We start from the raw sequence: 18513 nt of genomic DNA, 5'->3' as shown, positions 1-18513 counted from the left end.
GATGTGCACGTGATCGTGCAGTTTTGTCGATGCTGGGACCGCGCCGGGCCTTCGCGCTGAAGCTTCGCTGGAACTCGCGGAGATCCCGAAGGAAACAGCCGGACGCGCGCGCCCGCCGCAACGCGGTACCGCCATCCAATCCTCGGGACCTCGCCTGTTCGTGAGTTGACTGCAACCGCCAACAGCTTTGCGAAGGACTCTGCATGCCCGCAACAGCGCGTCAAGAATTCGCTCTTACTTCCGCGCAGACCGGAATATGGCTGGCCCAGCGTTTCGCGCGGGACGGCCTCGACTACAGCGTCGCGCTGTACGCCGACATCGTCGGCCCGCTCGACGTCGACCTGCTGGTGCGGGCGGCCCGCGGGACCTTCGCCGACACCCCGACCCTGCGGGCCCGCATCGTGGCGTCCGGCCCGGAGCCGGTGCAGGTGGTCGACGACTCGGCCGAACTCGTCATGCCCTGCCTGGACCTGCGCGACCAGGAGCAGCCGCACCGGGCGGCGATGGCCTGGATGGAGGACGAGCTCGCCGTGCCGCTCGCCCCGGACAGCGGCCGGATGTACTCCTTCGCGCTGCTGCGGATCGGCGAGGACCGTCACCTGTGGTACCTGCGGGCCCACCACGTGGCCATCGACGGCTTCTCCGGCGCATTGTTCGTACGGGAAGCCGCCTCCCGGTACACCGCGCTGGCGACCGGCCGGGCCGATGTGAACGGCCTTGGCCATTTCGGGGAGATGTTGCGCTCGGATCGTGCCTATCGCGAGTCCGCGGCATTCCACACGGACCGTGCGTACTGGATGGAGAAACTGGCGGACAGCCCGGCGCCGGCGACCTTCGGACAGGCCGAGCCGAATCGTCAGGGCGGCCGGACCCGCGAGACGGTGGAAATCGAGAGCGAGCTGAGCGAGGCACTCGGCAAACTGGCGCAGCGTTGCGGCGTGACACCTGCGGCCGTTTACGCCGCGGCCGCCGCCCGTTACACCGCACGACTCACCGGTGAAACGGACGTCGTGCTCGGGCTGCCCGTTACCGCCCGGTTCGGCAAGGCCATACGCGGTATTCCCGGAATGATGTCCAACGTGGTGCCGCTGCGCGTTATGGCGGGACCGGAGCTGCCGCTGTCCGGATTGCTGCAGAACGTCTCCGCGGAAATGCTGCTCGGCCTTCGGCACCAGCGCTACCGATATGAGGATCTGCGCAACGACCTCGGCGCGGGAGAGGAAAGCAGCCCGCTGGTCGGGCCGCACGTCAACCTGCAGTTCTTCGACCAGGACGTGGATCTCGCCGGATGCGCGACGACGATCCACAACCTGACCAACGGACCGGTCGACGACCTGGCCTTCGTGTTCTACGGAGACGTCCGGCGGGGAAGCGGACGGATCGACGTCGACGGCAACACCGAGCTCTACCGCCGCGCCGATCTGCGGGTGCACGGCCAGGGCCTGCTGCGACTGCTGGAACAGATGGCCGAGGCGGACCCGGACACCCCGTGCCACGAGCTCGACGTCTTCCGGACCGACGACCTGGAACGGCTACTCGTCGGCCGCAACGACACCGGGCGGCCGACCGGCCCCGAGACGGTCGTCGACCTGTTCCAGGCCCGAGTGGCGGCCACCCCGGACGCCCCGGCCGTGGTGCACGGGCCGCACGGCCTCTCGTACCGGGAGCTGAACGAGCGGGCGAACCGGCTCGCGGCGCTGCTGCTCGCCCGCGGCCTCGGCCCGGAGGACGTCGTCGCGCTCGCGGTGCCGCGGTCCGTGGACCTGGTCACCGCCCTGCTGGCCGTGGTCAAGTCCGGTGCCGCGTTCCTGCCGGTCGACCCGGACTACCCGACCGACCGCATCGCGTACATGCTCGACGACGCCCGGCCGGCGCTGCTGATCACCACGCAGGACACCGTGCCCCGGCTGCCCCATGCCACGGCCACCCCGCAGCTGCTGCTCGACGACGCCGAGCCGGCGACGGCCCTGGAAGCGGCGCCCGGCCGGGACGTCACCCAGGCCGACCGCCCGCGCCCGCTCACGCCGGACTCGCCCTCCTACGTCATCTACACCTCCGGCTCGACCGGCCGGCCCAAGGGAGCGGTCAACACCCACGCCGGCCTGGCGAACCGGCTGCAGTGGATGCAGGACCGCTACCGGCTGACCGCGCAGGACCGGGTGCTGCAGAAGACGTCCTGCGGATTCGACGTCTCCGTCTGGGAGTTCTTCTGGCCCCTGGTGAGCGGCGCGACCCTGGTGATGGCCGACCCCGGGCTGCACCGCGACCCGGGCTACCTCGCCGCGGTGATCCGCGAACAGCAGGTCACCACCGTCCACTTCGTCCCCGCCATGCTCCAGGCCTTCCTGGCCGAGCCCGAGACCGCCCGGTGCACCGGCCTGCGCCGGGTGATCTGCAGCGGTGAAGCGCTGCCCGCCGAACTCGCCGACCGGTTCTTCGCCGTCCTCGACTGCGAGCTGCACAACCTGTACGGACCGACCGAGGCGTCCATCGACGTGACGTCCTGGCAGTGCGACCCGGCACGCACCGGCGCCCCGCCGATCGGACTCCCGATCGCCAACACCCGGGTGTACGTGCTGAACCAGGCCCTGGAGCCGGTGCCCGACGGCGTGCCCGGCGAGCTCTACCTGGCCGGCACCGGCCTCGCGCGCGGCTACCTCGGCCGGCCCACCGTCACCGCGGAGCGCTTCGTGGCCTGCCCGTTCGGCCGGCCCGGTGAGCGGATGTACCGCACCGGCGACCTCGCCCGGTGGGACGCCGACGGGCAGCTGGCCTACCTGGGCCGGACCGACGACCAGGTGAAGATCCGGGGCGTGCGGATCGAACCCGGCGAGATCGCCTCGGTCCTCGGCGAGCACCCCGAGGTCGGCGAGGCGGTGGTGGTGGCCCGCGACGACCGCTCGTCCGGAAAGTACCTCGTCGGCTACGTGGTGCCCGAGCGCAACCGCCTCGCCTCCGTGCAGGAGCGGACCCACGGCGAGCACGTCGACCAGTGGCAGCAGCTGTACCAGTCGATGTACGGCGCGCAGTCCGAGGCCGCCTTCGGCGAGGAGTTCGCCGGCTGGGACAGCAGCTACACCGACCGCCCGCTGCCGCTGGAGGACATGCGGCAGTGGCGCGACCGGACGGTGGAGGCGATCCGCGCCCTCCGGCCCCGCCGGGTACTGGAGATCGGCGTCGGCAGCGGCCTGCTGCTCGCCCGGCTCGCGCCGGACACCGAGCGGTACTGGGCGACCGACTTCTCCCCCGCGGCGATCGCCGCGCTGCGCCGGCACCTCGACACCCGGCCGGACCTGGCCGGGCGGGTGGAGCTGCGCACCCAGCCGGCCGACGACCCGGCCGGGCTGCCCGAGGACTTCTTCGACACCGTGGTCATCAACTCCGTGGCGCAGTACTTCCCCACCGCGGAGTACCTCGGGACCGTCCTGCGCGGAGCGCTCGGCCTGCTGCGCCCCGGCGGCGCCGTGTTCCTCGGAGACGTCCGCGATCTGAGGCTCCGTCAGTACCTCGCCACCGGTGTGCAACTCGCGCACAGCCCGGCGGACGCGGACCCGCAGGCCGTGCGCCGGGCCGTGGAACAGCGGACCCGGCAGGAGAACGAACTCCTGGTCGACCCGCGGTTCTTCACCGCGCTCCAGCAGGAGACCGACGACCTCGCCGGCGTCGACATCCGGGTCAAGCGCGGCGACTACGACACCGAACTGAGCCGCTACCGCTACGACGTGGTCCTGCACAAGCGCTCGGAGCACCGGCCCGTCTCGCTGCTCGACGTGCCGGACGCGGACTGGGGCACCGAGGTCGCCGACCTGACCGCGCTGCGGCACCGGCTCGCCACCGACGCGCCGGCCCGGCTGCGGATCACCGGCGTGCCCAACGCCTGCCTGGCGCCCGAGGTCTCCGCCACCCGGCAGCTGTTCGCCGGGGCGCCGATGGCGGACGTCCGGCAGGCGGTGGACGGCGACGTCCCGGCCGGCCCGCTGCCCGAGGCCTTCCACGCGCTCGGCGAAGACCTCGGCTACCGCACGGTGGTCACCTGGTCCGGCGAGGGCTCCGACGGCGAACTCGACGTGCTCTTCCTGAGCTCCCGGACGGACGCCGCCACCGCGGCCCTGACCGACGTCTTCCTCCCGGCCGCGGCGGCGCCGCCGGCCCTGACCAACAACCCCGCGGTCGGCCGCGAGGCCGGCCGGCTCGCCGCCGCCCTGCGCGAGCACCTGCGGGAGAACCTGCCCGACTACATGGTCCCGGCCGCCGTCATGGTGCTCGACGCGCTGCCCACCACGGCCAACGGGAAGCTGGACCGACGCGCCCTGCCCGCACCGGAGTTCCGCGCCACCGGCGGCAGCCGACCGGCCCGGGGTCCGCGCGAGGAACTGCTGAGCCGGCTGTTCGCCGAGGTCCTGGGCCTGCCCGGCATCGGTGCCGACGACAGCTTCTTCGACCACGGCGGCGACAGCATCGGCGCGATCCAGCTGGTCAGCCGCGCGCGCGGCGCCGGAGTGCTGTTCACCCCGCGCGAAGTCTTCGAGCACCGGACGGTCGCCCGGCTCGCCGAGGTGGCCCGTACCCAGGACACCCAGGCCCCGGTGCCCGGCACCGGAGTCGGTCCCGTTCGGCTGCTGCCGATCGTCCACCAGCTGCGTGAACTCGGCGGCCCGGTCGGCAGGTTCAGCCAGTCGATGCGTCTCGACGTGCCCGCCGGACTGCGCCTGGAGACCCTCGGCGACGCCCTGCAGACCGTGCTCGACCACCACGACGCGCTGCGCCTGCGGCTGGACCGGGACGTCGACGACGCGTGGTCGCTGACGGTACGGCCGGCCGGCGCCGTCGACGCCGCCGGGTGCCTGCAACGGGTGGCCGTCACCCAGACCGGCGAACCCACCGAGGCGGAGCTGCGGACCTGGGAGGAAGCCGCCCTCGACCGGCTCGACCCCGAGCGCGGCGTCCTGGTGCAGGCCGTCTGGTTCGACGCCGGCCCGACCCGCCGCGGCAGGCTGTTCCTGGCCGTCCACCACCTGGCCGTGGACGGGGTGTCCTGGCGCGTCCTGGTGCCCGACCTGGCCGACGCCTACGCCGCCCTCGCCGAGGGCGGGCGCCCCGCACCCGCCCCGGTGGGCACCTCGCTGCGGCAGTGGTCGCAGCAGCTGGCCGAGCGGGCCGGCACCGCCGACGTGGTCGGCGAGCTCGACCACTGGCGGGAGACGCTCTCCGGCGCCACCGCCCCGCTCGGCGCACGCGCGCTCGATCCCACCCGGGACGTCCTCGCCACCCGGCGCACCCTGGTGTCCTCCGTCGACGCCGACACCACCGCGGCGCTCCTCACCGAGGTGACCACCGCCTTCCACGCCGGCGCGAACGACGTCCTGCTCGCCGCCCTGGCCCTGGCCCTGCAGGACTGGCGCCGGCGGCGCGGGCACGAGACCGCGCCGGTGCTGGTCGACCTGGAGGGGCACGGCCGCGAGGAGGAGACCGTCCCGGGAGCCGACCTGTCCCGCACCGTCGGATGGTTCACCAGCCTCTTCCCGGTGCGCCTCGACCCCGGCGTGACCGAACCGGCCGAGACCTGGGCTACTGGCCAGGCCGTCGGAACGGCGCTGCGCTCGGTCAAGGAGCAGCTGGCGGCGGTGCCCGGCAAGGGACTGGGCTTCGGGCTGCTGCGCCACCTCAACCCGCAGGCCGCCACGGCCCTGGCCGACCTCGGCAGCCCGGACGTCCTCTTCAACTACCTCGGCCGCTCCCTCACCACCCGCGGCCGGGGCACCTGGACTCCGGTGCGCGACGGCAGCGCACTGGCCGGACACACCGACCCCGGCACGCCCTTCGCCCACACGCTGGAGATCAACGCGCTCGTCCACGAGGACGGCGAGGACGGCGAGGGCCGGAAGGACGGGCACGACGGGCACGACGGGCACGACGGGCACGACGGGGAGAACGGGAAGAACGGCCCCCGGCTGTCCGCCGAGTGGTCCTGGCCCGCGGACCTGCTCACCGAGGACGAGGTCCGCGACCTTGCCGACACCTGGTCCACCGCCCTGCGCGCGCTGGCCACCCACGCCCGCCGACCGCGCGCCGGCGGCCACACGCCGTCCGACTTCCCGCTCACCCGGCTCGACCAGCAGGACATCGACGAGATCGAGGCCGTCTGCCCCGACGTCGAGGACGTCCTGCCGCTGACGCCGCTCCAGGAGGGCCTGGCCTTCCACGCCGCGTACGACGACCACGCGCCGGACGTCTACCACGTCCAGATCGCCCTCGACCTGGACGGCGAGATCGATCCCGGGACGCTGCGCGAGGCCGCCGAGGCCCTGCTGCGCCGCCACCCGGTGCTGCGCACCTGCGTACGGCACCGGGCGAGCGGCGGCCTGGTCCACGTGGTCCGGGCCGAGGTCCCGGCGCCGTGGCGGTACCTGGACCTGAGCGGGCTCGACCCCGAGCAGCGGGCCGCCCAGGCCGAGGCGGCGCTCCGGGACGACCTGAGCCGCCGCTTCGACCTGGCCGAGGCACCCCTGCTGCGCCTGACGCTGCTGCGCCTCGGCGAAGGCCGCCACACCCTCGCGGTGACCAACCACCACATCGTCCTGGACGGCTGGTCGATGCCCCTGCTGCTGCAGGAGCTGTTCGCCCACTACGGCACCCGGGGCGCCGACGCACCGGCGCGGCCGGCCGGCTCCTGGCGCACCTACCTGGACTGGCGGGCCGGCCAGGACCGTACCGCGGCCGAGCAGGCGTGGCAGGCGGCGCTCGGCGGACTCGACGCGCCGACCCGGCTGGCTCCGCACGGTGACGTGCACGCCTCCGTCCAGCCCGACTCCCGCTCCGTCCGGCTGCCCGAATCCGTCACCGCCGCGCTGACCGGGCGGGCCCGGGAGTACGGCGTCACGCTCAACACGGTCGTGCAGGCCGCCTGGGGGCTCCTGCTGAGCCGACTCACCGGCAGCGAGGACATCGTCTTCGGCACCACCGTCTCCGGACGGCCGCCCGAGCTGCCGGGCACCGAGACGATGATCGGCTGCTTCATCAACACCGTCCCGGTGCGGCTGCGGCTGCGCCCCGACGAGCCGATCGGCGCGCTGCTGGCCAGGCTTCAGGACGAGCAGTCCCGCCTCGCCGCCCACCAGCACCTCGGGATCGCCGAGATCCAGCGCCTGACCGGCGTCGACGGCGAACTCTTCGACACGCTCACCGTGTTCGAGAACTACCCGCTGGACCCGGACGCCCTGAACCGCGGCGCGCGGACCGGCCTGCGGGTGGGCGCCGTCCGCACGCACAACGACGTGCACTACCCGCTGGCCCTGATCGCCACCCCTGACCCCTCGCTCGACCTGCAGTTCACGTACCGGCCGGACCTGTTCGCGGCCGCCGACGCCGAGCAGATCGTGCGGCGCTACACCCGGCTGCTCCGGGAGATCGCCGAGGCGGGCCCGGACACCCGGGCGGACCGGATCGAGGCCCTGGAGCCGGCCGAGACACGGCAGCTCACCGAGGAGTGGAACGACACCGGCCGCCCGGCGGCCCCGGTCGCCGTGGCCGAGGCCGTACGGGACTGGGCGGCGCGGGAACCCGGCCGCATCGCGGTGGTCGGCGCGGCCGAAACGCTGACCTACCGCGAGCTCGACGAGCGGGCCGACCGGCTGGCCCGGCACCTGCGGGCCCGCGGCGTCGGACCGGAGGACCTGGTCGCGGTGGCGGTGCCGCGCTCGGCCGAACTGATGGTCGCGCTGCTGGCCGTGCTCAGGACCGGCGCCGGCTACCTGCCGCTGGACCACCGGCACCCGGCCGAGCGGACCGCGTTCATGGTCCGAGACGCCGCGCCGGTGCTGGTGCTCACCAGCGGCGAGGAGGTGCCGGGGCTGCCGCCGGCGGACCGACTGGCGCGGCTCGCGCTGGACGACCCCGGCACGCCCGGCGACGCGGCCGTCCCGTCCGGCACCCTCCCGTCCGGCGCCCTCCCGTCCGCGCCCGACGGTTCGCTCGCCTACGTCATCTACACCTCCGGGTCCACCGGCCGCCCCAAGGCCGTCGCCGTGTCGCGCGCGGCCATGAACGCGCTGGTGGGCTGGGCGGTGGAGCGCTTCGGCGGCGAGGGACTGCAGCGGGTCCTGGCCGCCACCTCGCTCTCCTTCGACGTCTCGGTGTTCGAGCTGTTCGCCCCGCTGGCCGCCGGCGGGCAGCTGGAGATCGTCCGCGATCTGCTGGAACTGGCCGAACGGCCCTGGCAGGGCTCGCTCATCAGCGGCGTCCCGTCGGCGCTGGCCGCGCTGCTCGCCGACCCGTCGCCGACCTTCGCGGCCCGGCGGCTCGTCCTGGCGGGTGAGGCCCTGCCCGAGCCCCTGGTGCGGCGGATCCGGCAGTCGCTGCCCGGTACGGAGATCGTCAACCTCTACGGGCCGACCGAGGCGACGGTGTACGCCACCGACTGGACGTGCGCCGACGACCAGGTGCTCGCCCCGCCCATCGGCCGCCCGCTGCCGCACACCCGGGCCTACGTGCTGGACCGCTGGCTGCGCCCGGTCCCGGCCGGGGTGCCCGGCGAGCTGTACCTGGCGGGCACCGGTGTCGCGCGCGGCTACCTCAACCGGCCCGCGCTGACCGCCGACCGCTTCGTCGCCGACCCGTACGGCGCGCCGGGAAGCCGGATGTACCGCACCGGCGACCTCGCCCGTCGGCTGCCCGACGGCGCGCTGGACTACCTGGGCCGCACCGACACCCAGGTGAAGGTCCGCGGCCACCGGATCGAACTCGGCGAGATCGAGGCGGTGGTGGCCCGCCATCCGGACGTGGCCCAGGCCGTCGTGCTGGCCCGCGACACCTCGGCGGGCACCACCCGGCTGATCGCCTACGTGGTCCCGCGTCCCGGCGCCGAACCGGACGTCACCGACCTCGCGGAGCGGACCGCGAGCGAGCTGCCCGGCTACATGGTCCCGGCCGGCTACGTCCTCCTGGAGCGGCTGCCGGTCACCGCCAACGGAAAGCTGGACCGGGCCGCCCTGCCGGCGGCCGACCCGGGCGAGCACGCCCCGGACACCGGCCGGGCCCCGCGGACCTCGCGCGAGGAACTGCTGTGCGGACTCTTCGCACAGACCCTGGGCGTGCCGCTGGTCGGGCCCGACGAGAGCTTCTTCGCGCTCGGCGGGGACAGCATCACCTCGATCCAGCTGGTGAGCCAGGCCCGGCGCCAGGGCCTGGAGTTCACCCCCCGGGACGTCTTCGACCACCGCACCCCGGCGAACCTGGCCAGGGTGGCGCGCGAGCAGGCCGACCCGGTGGCCGAGGAGGACACCGAGGCCGGTCCGGGGCCGCTGGCACCGACTCCGGTGATGGAGTGGCTGCGCGAACTGGGCGGCCCGGTCGACCGGTTCAACCAGTCGATGTTCGTCCGGCTGCCCGCCGGCATCGACGAGCCGACGCTCACGGCGGCGCTGCGGTCGGTGGTGGACCGTCACGAGGCCCTGCGGCTGCGGCTGCACCGCAAGGACGACGACACCCGCTGGGACCTGGAGATCACCGAGCCGGGCGAAGACCTCGCGGACCGGTTCGCCCGCCACGACGTCGCCGGGCTGACCGGGGACGCGCTGCGCGAGGCCGCCCGGCGCCAGGCCGAGCGCGCCTGGGACCGGCTGGCCCCCGAGCACGGCACCGTGTGGCAGGCCGTGTGGCTCGACGCCGGACCGGCCGCGCCCGGACACCTGCTGCTGGCCGTGCACCACCTCGCGGTGGACGGCGTCTCCTGGCGCATCCTGCTCGGCGACCTGGCGGAGGCCGCCGACGCGCTGCGGCGCGGCGCCGACACCGCGGTGGCCCCGGTCGGCACCTCGCTGCGCCGCTGGTCGAGGCTGCTCGCCGAGGAGGCCGGCAGCGACCGGCGGACGGCGGAACTCGGCCTGTGGACGGCGATGCTGGACGGCGCCGACGCGCCGCTCGGCCGCCGGGCGCCGGACCCGGCCCGGGACGTGGTGGCCTCCCGGCGCACCGTGGAGCTGACGCTGCCGGCGGACGCCACCAAGGCGCTGCTGACCGACGTGACCACCGTCTTCCACGCCACGGTCAACGACGTCCTGCTCACCGCGGTGGCCCTGGCCGTGCAGGACTGGTCCCGTCGGCGGGGCCGTCCCGCCGCGCCGGTGCTGGTGGACGTCGAGGGCCACGGCCGGGAGGAGGACGCGGTCGGCGGCGTGGACCTGTCCCGCACCGTGGGCTGGTTCACCACCGTCCACCCGGTCCGGCTGGACCCGGGCGCCGTCGAGTGGCCGGACCTGTGGGCGGCCGGGCCCGAGACCGGACGGGTGCTGAAGCGGGTCAAGGAGCAGCTGGCCGCCATCCCCGACCACGGTCTGGGCTACGGCCTGCTGCGCCACCTCAACCCGCGCACCCGGCAAGCGCTCGCGGGGCTGCCGGTGCCGCAGATCGGCTTCAACCACCTCGGCCGGTTCGGCACGCCCGCCGGGTCCGGCGCGTGGGCGCCGGCGCACGAGGTCGGCGGGTTCACCGGCGGCGCCGACCCGGGCCTGCCGCTGGCGCACGCGGTGGAGGTCAACACGCTCGTCCGGGAGGACGACGGCGCGGAGCCGGTGCTCGTGGCCGAGTGGTCCTGGGCGGCTGAGCTGTTCACGGCCGCGGAGGTCGAGGACCTGGGAGCCACCTGGTTCCGCGTCCTGCGGGCCCTGGTCGACCATGCCCAGCGGCCCGACTCGGGGGGCCAGAGCCCCTCCGACCTGCCACTGGTCTCGCTCTCCCAGGACGAGATCGACCAGCTTCAGGAAGAACTGGCCCTGGAGGGGGACCTGTGACAACGGCAACGAAGCGCACGCCCAGGATCGAGACCGTCCTACCGCTGACGCCCGTCCAGGAAGGACTGGTGTTCCACGCGGCGTACGACGAGGACGGATCGGCCCTGTACAACGTCCAGGTGGTGCTGGACCTGGAAGGACCGCTCGACGCCGCCGTGCTGCGGCGGTCGGTGGAGGCCGTGGTACGGCGCCACCCGACCCTGCGGGCGAGCTTCCGGCGCCGGGCCACCGGCGACACCGTGCAGGTGGTCCAGTCGGAGGTGCCGCTGCCGTGGGAGGAGGCGGACCTCACCGCGGTCGCCGACGGCGACCGGGAGGCCGAGGTCGAACGGATCACCCGGGAGGCCCGCACCCGCCGGTTCGACCTGGCCGCGGCCCCGCTGCTGCGGTTCACGCTGATCCGGCGCCGGTCCGACCGGTTCCGGCTGGTGCTGACGAACCACCACGCCGTGCTGGACGGCTGGTCCACCGGGCTGCTGCTGCGCGAGCTCTTCGAGGTCTACGGCGCCGGCGGCGGCGCGTCGGCGCTGCCGGCCGCCGTGCCGCTGCAGGAGTTCTTCGCCTGGCGGGCCCACCAGGACGCTCCGCAGGCCCGGGCGGCGTGGCGCGCGGCGCTGACCGGCCTGGAGGAGGCCACCCGGGTGGCGCCGAACGCGGACAGCCGTACGGCAGTGCCGACCGAGCAGGTGCTGGTCACCGTGCCCCGGGACCTGACCGCGGCCGTCGCCGAACGCGCCCGGCTGCTGGGCCTGACCGTCAACACGGTGGTCCAGGGCACCTGGGGCCTGCTGCTGTCCCGTCTGACGGGCCGTGACGACGTCGTCTTCGGTACCACGGTGGCCGGCCGGGCACCCGAGCTGCGCGACGTCGAGGCCATGGTCGGGATGCTGGTCAACACCGTGCCGGTGCGGGTCCGGATCGACCCGCGGGAGACCCTCGGCGGACTGTTCGCGCGGCTCCAGGAGGAGCAGTCCCGGCTCGGCGCCCACCAGTACCTCGGACTGACCGAGATCCAGGGCCTGTCGGACATCGACGGTGACCTCTTCGACTCGCTCGTGGTGTTCGAGAACTACCCGCTGGACCGGACCGTCGACTCCGTCGCCGGCGTGCGCGTGACGGGCACGGAGGCGCACAACAGCATCCACTACCCGCTGAGCCTGATCGCCCACCCGGGCGAGACCCTCGTGCTCTGCTTCGGCTACCGCCCGGACCTCCTCACCGGCGCCGCGGCCCGGCGCGTCGCCGACCGCTTCGTCCACCTGCTCGGCGGCTTCGCCACCGGTGCGTCGGACGCCGCCGTCGGCGACATCGACGTGCTGACGGCGGAGGAACGGCACCGGCTGATCGTCGGGCTGAACGACACGGCCCGTCCGGTGCCGGACCGCTCGGTGGCCGAGCTGTTCGCCGCACAGGCCGCCGCCACACCGGACAGCGTCGCCGTCCGCTACGGTCAGCAGGCCACCTCCTACCGGGAGTTGGACGACCGGGCGAACCGACTGGCGGCCGACCTCGGCGGCCGGGGCATCGGGCCCGAGGCCATCGTCGCCCTGGCGGTGCCGCGGTCGACCGAGATGGTGGTGGCCATGCTCGCCGTCCTGAAGACCGGCGCGGCCTACCTGCCGATCGACCCCGGCTATCCGGCCGAACGCATCGCATTCATGCTCGCCGATGCGCGTCCCGCCCTGCTCATCACCACGACCGGCCTCGTCGAACGCCTCGACGGCAGCAGCCCGGGAACGCCCCGGCTGCTCGTCGACGACGCGCACGCTTCGGAAGGGAACCTGCAATGAGAGTACTGTCCATGGCCGCCCCGGGCTCCGGCCTCTTCCTGCCCACCGTGCCGCTCGCCTGGGCGCTGCGGACCGCCGGGCACGAGGTCCTGGTCGCCAACAACGGCCAGGCCGCCGAAACGCTGGTCGCGGCCGGACTCCCGGCGGTCGACGTGTGCCCCGGCCGCGACGTGTTCGGCGAGTTCATGGCGGCCAGCCACGCGATCAACATGACGCCGCCCGGCGAACCGCGGCCCCGACGCGGCGGGCTCGGACTGTTCGGCGAGGAGATGGCCGAGGGCCTGCTGAAGGTCGCCGAGGAGTTCCGGCCCGACCTCGTGCTGTCCACCCTGGAGCAGGGCGCCGGGCCGCTGGTGGCCACCGCGCTCGGCGTCCCGTACGTGGAGCAGAGCGTCCGGCTGGCCTGGGCTGGCAGCGACGAGCAGGCGACGACGTACCGCCGGTCCATCGCCCAGTACCTGGAACCCACGCGGGCCAAGCTGGGCCTGGACGAGCCGGCCGCCGCGGCCGCGGCGATCGACGTCCGACCGCCGAGCATGGGAGGCCACGACGACGCGGCCGAGTGGTCGATGCGGTACGTGCCCTACAACGAGAGCCGGCTGCTGCCCGAGTGGGCGCTGGCGGCGCCGTCCCGGCCGCGGGTCTGCCTGACCCTGGGCAGTGTGCTGCCGCTCTCCGGCGAGCTCGACGAGCTCAGCGCGTTCCTGCAGGAGTGCGGCGGCCTGGACGTCGAACTCATCCTCGCCATGGGAGAGGACCAGGCGGCGGCCCTGGGCCCGGTGCCGGACAACGTGCGGGTGGCCGGCTGGGTGCCGCTCAGTACGCTGCTGCCGACCTGCGCCGCCATCGTCCACCACGGCGGAGCCGGCACCGCGCTGACCGCGCTGGTCCACGGCGTCCCGCAACTGGTCGTGCCGCGGCTCGCCGACCAGCCGGCGAACGCCGCCGTGATCGCGGCCCGGGGCGTCGGCCTGGCCCTCGCCCCACACGAGGCGACCGCGACCGCCGTGAAGGACGGCCTGCTGCGGCTGCTCGACGCGCCGGACCACCGACAGGCCGCCCGCGAGGTGCAGGCCGAGATCGCCTCCCGGCCCAGCCCGGCGGCACTGGTCACGCGACTGGAGGAGCTGGTCGCCGGGCACTGACCGGCTCGACCGGCGCGCTTCACCGGACCGCCCGAGCGCGTCGCGCGGAAGGACCCGACTGACGGGCCCTTCCGCGCGACGTCGGCGAGCGGTCGGAGTCAGGCACCTCGGGCCAGGCGCTCGACGGCGGCGTCCAGGCGGGCCAATGTCCGCTCACGGCCCAGGACTTCCAGCGACTCGAACAGCGGCAGGCCCACCGTCCGGCCGGTCACCGCCACCCGTACCGGCGCCTGCGCCTTTCCGAGCTTCAGCCCGTGCTCGGCCGCCACCGCCGCCAGCTCCTCCTTCAGCGCCGCCGCCTCCCAGGCCGCCACCGCGGCGAGCCGCTCCCGGGCGGTGCGCAGCAGGGCGAGGGCACTCCCCCGGTCCTTCATGGCCTTCGCCCAGGAGGGCTCGTCGCGGACGGGCTCGGACAGGAACAGGAAGTCGACCTGCTCGACGATCTCGCCCAGGACCGCGATCCGGGACTGCGCGAGCGGGGCGAGCGCGGCGAAGGCCCGCGCGTCGAACGCGTCGGCCGGCCATGGCGCCCGCGGCGCGGCCAGCCACGGCCCGCACGCCGCGGTGAACTCCGCCACCCCCATGGCCCGGAGGTACTCGCCGTTGAAGGCCCGCAGTTTGGCCACGTCGAAGTACGCCGAGGCGGCGTTCACGTCCTCCACCCGGAACAGCTGCTCCAGCTCGGCGTACGGGCGGATCTCGACGTCGTCCTTCGGCCCCCAGCCGAGCAGCATCAGGTAGTTCACCATCGCCTCGGGCAGGTAGCCCTCCGTCAGGTAGTCCTCCAGGGCCACCTTGTCGCGGCGCTTGGACAGCTTCTGCCGCTTCTCGTTCACGATCACGGGCAGGTGCGCCCACACCGGCGGGGTCGCGCCGAGCGCCTCCCACAGCAGCTGCTGCTTCGGCGTGTTCGACAGGTGCTCCTCGCCGCGGATGACCTGGCTGATGCCCTGTTCGAGGTCGTCGACGACGTTGGCGAGCAGGAACACCGGGCTGCCGTCGCCGCGGGCGATCACGAAGTCCTCGAGGGCGGAGTTCGGGAAGGCCGGCTCCCCGCGGATCAGGTCCACCACGACGGTGACGCCCTCGTCCGGCGTGCGGAAGCGCAGCGCCCGGCCCGCCTCGAAGCCCAGGCCCCGCTCCCGGCAGAACCCGTCGTACCCGAGCTGGGCGGAGCCGGTCCGCTCGGCGAGCCGCTCGCGGGTGCAGTCGCAGTAGTAGGCCCGCCCGGCGGCGTACAGCTTCTCCGCGGCCGCGCGGTGCCGCTCGACGGCGGCGGACTGGAAGGAGGGGCCTTCGAAGGCCGGATCGCCCTGGTGGATGCCGATCGAGGCGAGCGCGCTGACGATGCCCGCGGTCCACTCGGGCTTGTTGCGGGCGGCGTCGGTGTCCTCGATCCGCAGGACGAACGTGCCGCCCCGCTGTCGTGCCGTCGCCCAGTTGTACAGAGCCGAGCGCGCACCGCCGACGTGGAACATGCCGGTGGGGCTCGGAGCGAATCGGACACGGACGGGACGGGATACCTCGGCCATGGAGGCAGGGTAGAGGCAGCGGGGCCGTCACCGAGAGCGAATTTCCCCCGCACGGCCTCCGGGACGAGCCGCCGCGAGAACCTGATGTGACGTCAACTCACCATGTTGACGGTTGCCTACCGAAGATCTCGTGGGTACTGTCGGATCCGCGTCAGGGAGACCGTCACGGGGGTGAAAATGGTCCTGAAAGCATTTCGCACCAGCTGACTGGACATCGGTTGTCGTCGGCTCCGGTCCTTGGGTGAGCAGCATCGGGCGCTATCGGTCGATTTGCCGCCCTGCATGTGCTCTGACCTCGGCCGCCGCACTACCGACCCCCGCGAACAAGGAACGCTCTCCGAGCGTTCTGTCCCACCCGGACGTGTTTCGCATCATGAGGGAGGAGACTGTCATGGACAACAATTCCGTGGAGACCCCTGAGCTCCAGGCCTACGAGACCCCCGAGGTCTTCGAGGTGGGCTCTTTCGCCGAGGACACCGGCTACTTGGGTTTCGTCGGCGGCGAACCGTGGGTGACCACCATCCCGCGTAGCTTCTGGTAAATCCGCGCCATGAGTGACGTGGCGCGCCAATCCGTCAAGGGGGAGCCGGTTCGGTGGATTTTGGTGAGCAGTACTTCGTGGTCCTCCCGGACCAGCAGAGGGCAGTCGCCGCCGCCGACCGGCTTCCACCGGATGCCACGCCGCTCATGTCGCACCGATCCGGCCGGCCCTGTCTGGCCGGCCGGATCAGCGCGGGACAGTTCCTGAAGGCCGAGGCGGGTGACACCGTTCTCGCCGTCGTGGGTGTCTGCTCCGCCACCCAGGCCGACCTGGACGCCCAGGTGGAGCGCATCACCGACCCGGCCCAGCTGGACGAGCTGTCACTGCGCTGGTCGGGCAGCTACCACCTGATCGCCTCGGTGGGCGGGCGACTGCGGGTACAGGGCACCGCCTCGGGGCTGCGCCGGATCAGCCACGGCAGCCTGGACGGGCTGACCATCGCCGCCGACCGGACCGACCTGCTGGCCGAACTGATCGGCCCCACACCGGATGTGGGCGCACTCGCGCTGCGCCTGCTGGAGAACCTGCCCCACCCGCTGCCCGAACGCTCGCTCTGGCAGGGCGTCGAAACCGTCCCGCCCGGCAGCTGGCTGTCGGTACCGGCGGACGGCCGGGGTGCCACGGTGCACCCCTGGTGGCGGTCACCGCAGGCCGAACTCTCCCTGGCCGAGGCCGCGGTGGCGCTGCGCACGGAACTGGCCGCCGCCGTCGACGCACGGCTCGCCCTCACCACCCGGCTGACCGGTGACTTCTCCGGCGGCCTGGACTCCACCTCGCTGCTCGCGCTGGCCGCGCAGGACACGCCTGTCATCGGGTTCACGATGGCCAACGACGACCAGGCCGACGACGACCTCCACTGGGCCGAGCTCGCCGCCGCCGAACTGCCCCACCTCAAGCACGTCGTCTTCGGGAGCCACGAGGTGCCGGGCTTCTTCGCGGGCCTGACCGACCTCGAGGCAGTCACCGACGAGCCCAGCGTCGCCCTGCTGAGCACGCCCCGACTGCGGGCCATGCGGGAGCTCGCCGTCGAGCACGGATCCACCCTGCACCTGGACGGACTGGGCGGCGACCAGACGCTGACCGGCCACTTCGCCTACTACCACGACCTGCTGCGCCGGCATCCGCTGATGGCCCTGCGGCGGCTCCGGACCATCCGCCAGCTCAGCCGGCTGGACCTCGGGGCCTCACTGCGCACCCTGCTGGACGGCAGCTCCTACCCTTCCTGGTTCACGGCCGAGCTGAACGCGCTCACCTCGGGCCGGGTCCGGCGCCGCAACCGCGTCTTCGACTGGGGCGGCGGACCGGCCTTCCCCGACTGGCTGACGCCCGAAGCGGCGGAGCTGGTCACCGTCGAACTGCGCGCCGCCGCCGAGCGCGCCCGCCCGCTCGACCCGAGCCGCGGCCGGCACAGCGACCTGGCCGCGATCCAGGACGCCGGGCTGCTGGTCCGGTCGCTGCACCAGGTGGTCGCCCAGCCGGGGTACAGCGGCTCCTCGCCGTTCCTGGACGACCGGGTGATCGCGGCCTGCCTCGCGGCGCGGCCCGAAGAGCGGGTCACGCCCTGGGAGTTCAAGCCGCTGATCAAGAGTGCCATGGCCGGCGTGCTGCCCCGGCGGGTGCTGGAGCGGCGCACCAAGGCGGACGGCGCGATGATCGCCGCCGAGGGCTTCGCCCGGCACCGGCTCGAACTCGACCGGCTCTGGCAGACCTCCCGGCTGGCGGAGTTGGGGCTGGTCGACCCGGCCCCGCTGCGCGAACTGTGCCGCCGCCCGTACGCGAGCGCCACGCACGCGGGGCGGATGCCCGTGGCTCTGAGCACCGAACTCTGGGCCAGGGACCGGCTCGCCTGAGCCCGCTCCGCCCAGCCAGCCCTGCCGGAACCGCCGCCCTCCGCCCCGCCGGAACGCCGGAACGCGCCCGACCACGACGAGAGAGACCAGCATGACCTTCACGCTTCACCCGGACGTGTCCACCGCCGACACCGAGTACGGCATCGTGCTGCTGGACGGCCGGGACGGCCGCTACTTCCAGCTCAACGGGACCGCCGCCGCGGCCTTCCAGGCGCTGGTGGACGGCGGCACCGTCGCGCAGGCCGCCGAGCGGCTGACGGCCACCTTCGACGTCGCATCGGACCGGGCCCGGCAGGACGTCGAGCGGCTGGTCACCAAGCTGGTGGCGCTCAAGGTCGTGGTCGCGTGAGCGACACGGTGGTGCCCGCCAGGACGGGACCAAAGCTGACGGTCCGCCAGAAACTCGTCGCCAAGGTGGCCGTGGGCCTGGCCCGGCTGCTCGCCCGCAAGCCGCCGGCCAGGATCCGGGCACTGCTGACCCGGCTGGGCAAGGGCGCCCGCCCGGCGAGCTACGCCGAGGCGGAGGCGGCCCGCAACGCCGTCGTCGCGGTCAGCCTGCGCTGCGCGGCCTTCGAGGGCTGCCTGCCACGCTCACTGGCGACGGTCCTGATCTGCCGGGCCCACGGCACCTGGCCCACCTGGGTGGTGGGGGTCCGGGCCCGGCCGCCGTTCGGCGCGCACGCCTGGGTGGAGGCCGAGGGGCGGATGGTGGACGAGGGGGTGGACCCCTCGTACTTCCGCAGCCTCTTCACCGTCGGCACGCCCGACGGCCAGGCGTAGCCCCCGCCGGTGCTGTTCCACCGCACCCGCCGGAGCCGCGTGCCGGGCCGAGCCTGTGAGCTGGAGTCACAGGATCACCGCCTGTCTG

General features: G+C 73.9%; 8 protein-coding genes. 7 read left to right on the top strand and 1 reads right to left on the bottom strand.

Translation table 11 applies throughout. From position 1 onward, the window contains the following. The first annotated feature begins 203 nt into the window (after positions 1–203). Genes ACZ52R_RS06035 through ACZ52R_RS06025 form a run of 3 tightly spaced genes read left to right on the top strand, consistent with a single transcriptional unit; the run spans position 204 to position 13722 of the window. Positions 204–10787: an amino acid adenylation domain-containing protein gene (locus ACZ52R_RS06035; protein WP_465752853.1), complete on the top strand. Its 10584-nt coding sequence runs from the start codon at positions 204–206 to the stop codon at positions 10785–10787. Further along, entirely contained in the window at positions 10784–12577 is a 1794-nt protein-coding gene (locus ACZ52R_RS06030) for a condensation domain-containing protein (RefSeq protein WP_465752851.1), read from the top strand. The genes ACZ52R_RS06035 and ACZ52R_RS06030 overlap by 4 nt, the downstream gene beginning before the upstream one ends. Then, positions 12574–13722 (top strand): nucleotide disphospho-sugar-binding domain-containing protein, encoded by a 1149-nt coding sequence (locus tag ACZ52R_RS06025; protein WP_465619440.1) that lies wholly within the window; start codon positions 12574–12576, stop codon positions 13720–13722. The genes ACZ52R_RS06030 and ACZ52R_RS06025 overlap by 4 nt, the downstream gene beginning before the upstream one ends. A 98-nt stretch (positions 13723–13820) precedes the next feature. Here ACZ52R_RS06025 and gltX read toward each other — a convergent pair whose 3' ends face one another. Then, positions 13821–15200, bottom strand: coding sequence for a glutamate--tRNA ligase (gene gltX, locus ACZ52R_RS06020; RefSeq protein ID WP_465753020.1), 1380 nt, complete (start codon positions 15198–15200; stop codon positions 13821–13823). Between the two features lie 445 nt (positions 15201–15645). Between gltX and ACZ52R_RS06015 the strand changes: the two genes are divergently transcribed. From ACZ52R_RS06015 to ACZ52R_RS06000, 4 genes are all read left to right on the top strand, one after another. Continuing rightward, complete coding sequence (locus tag ACZ52R_RS06015; protein ID WP_465619442.1) at positions 15646–15795, top strand: keywimysin-related RiPP; 150 nt, start codon at positions 15646–15648, stop codon at positions 15793–15795. Positions 15796–15848: 53 nt separating this feature from the next. After that, positions 15849–17645 carry an asparagine synthase-related protein gene (locus ACZ52R_RS06010; protein ID WP_465752849.1) on the top strand — a complete coding sequence of 599 codons (1797 nt, stop codon included), beginning with the start codon at positions 15849–15851 and terminating at the stop codon, positions 17643–17645. 91 nt (positions 17646–17736) lie between these two features. Continuing rightward, entirely contained in the window at positions 17737–17994 is a 258-nt protein-coding gene (locus ACZ52R_RS06005; RefSeq protein WP_465660911.1) for a lasso peptide biosynthesis PqqD family chaperone, read from the top strand. Then, positions 17991–18425, top strand: a complete 435-nt coding sequence (locus ACZ52R_RS06000) for a lasso peptide biosynthesis B2 protein (RefSeq protein ID WP_465752847.1) — start codon at positions 17991–17993, stop codon at positions 18423–18425. The genes ACZ52R_RS06005 and ACZ52R_RS06000 overlap by 4 nt, the downstream gene beginning before the upstream one ends. The last annotated feature ends 88 nt before the right edge of the window (positions 18426–18513 follow it).

Source organism: Kitasatospora sp. NPDC034023 (assembly GCF_055575795.1).
The sequence above is the reverse complement of the archived record's forward strand: the minus strand, read 5'-3'. Positions and strand labels throughout refer to the sequence as shown.

Bases quoted from the DNA above. Each gene is read 5' to 3' on its own strand.
- ACZ52R_RS06035 (WP_465752853.1), top strand. From the start codon at position 204: ATGCCCGCAACAGCGCGTCAAGAATTCGCTCTTACTTCCGCGCAGACC.
- ACZ52R_RS06025 (WP_465619440.1), top strand. From the start codon at position 12,574: ATGAGAGTACTGTCCATGGCCGCCCCGGGCTCCGGCCTCTTCCTGCCC.
- gltX (WP_465753020.1), bottom strand. From the start codon at position 15,200: ATGTTCCACGTCGGCGGTGCGCGCTCGGCTCTGTACAACTGGGCGACG.
- ACZ52R_RS06015 (WP_465619442.1), top strand. From the start codon at position 15,646: ATGGACAACAATTCCGTGGAGACCCCTGAGCTCCAGGCCTACGAGACC.
- ACZ52R_RS06005 (WP_465660911.1), top strand. From the start codon at position 17,737: ATGACCTTCACGCTTCACCCGGACGTGTCCACCGCCGACACCGAGTAC.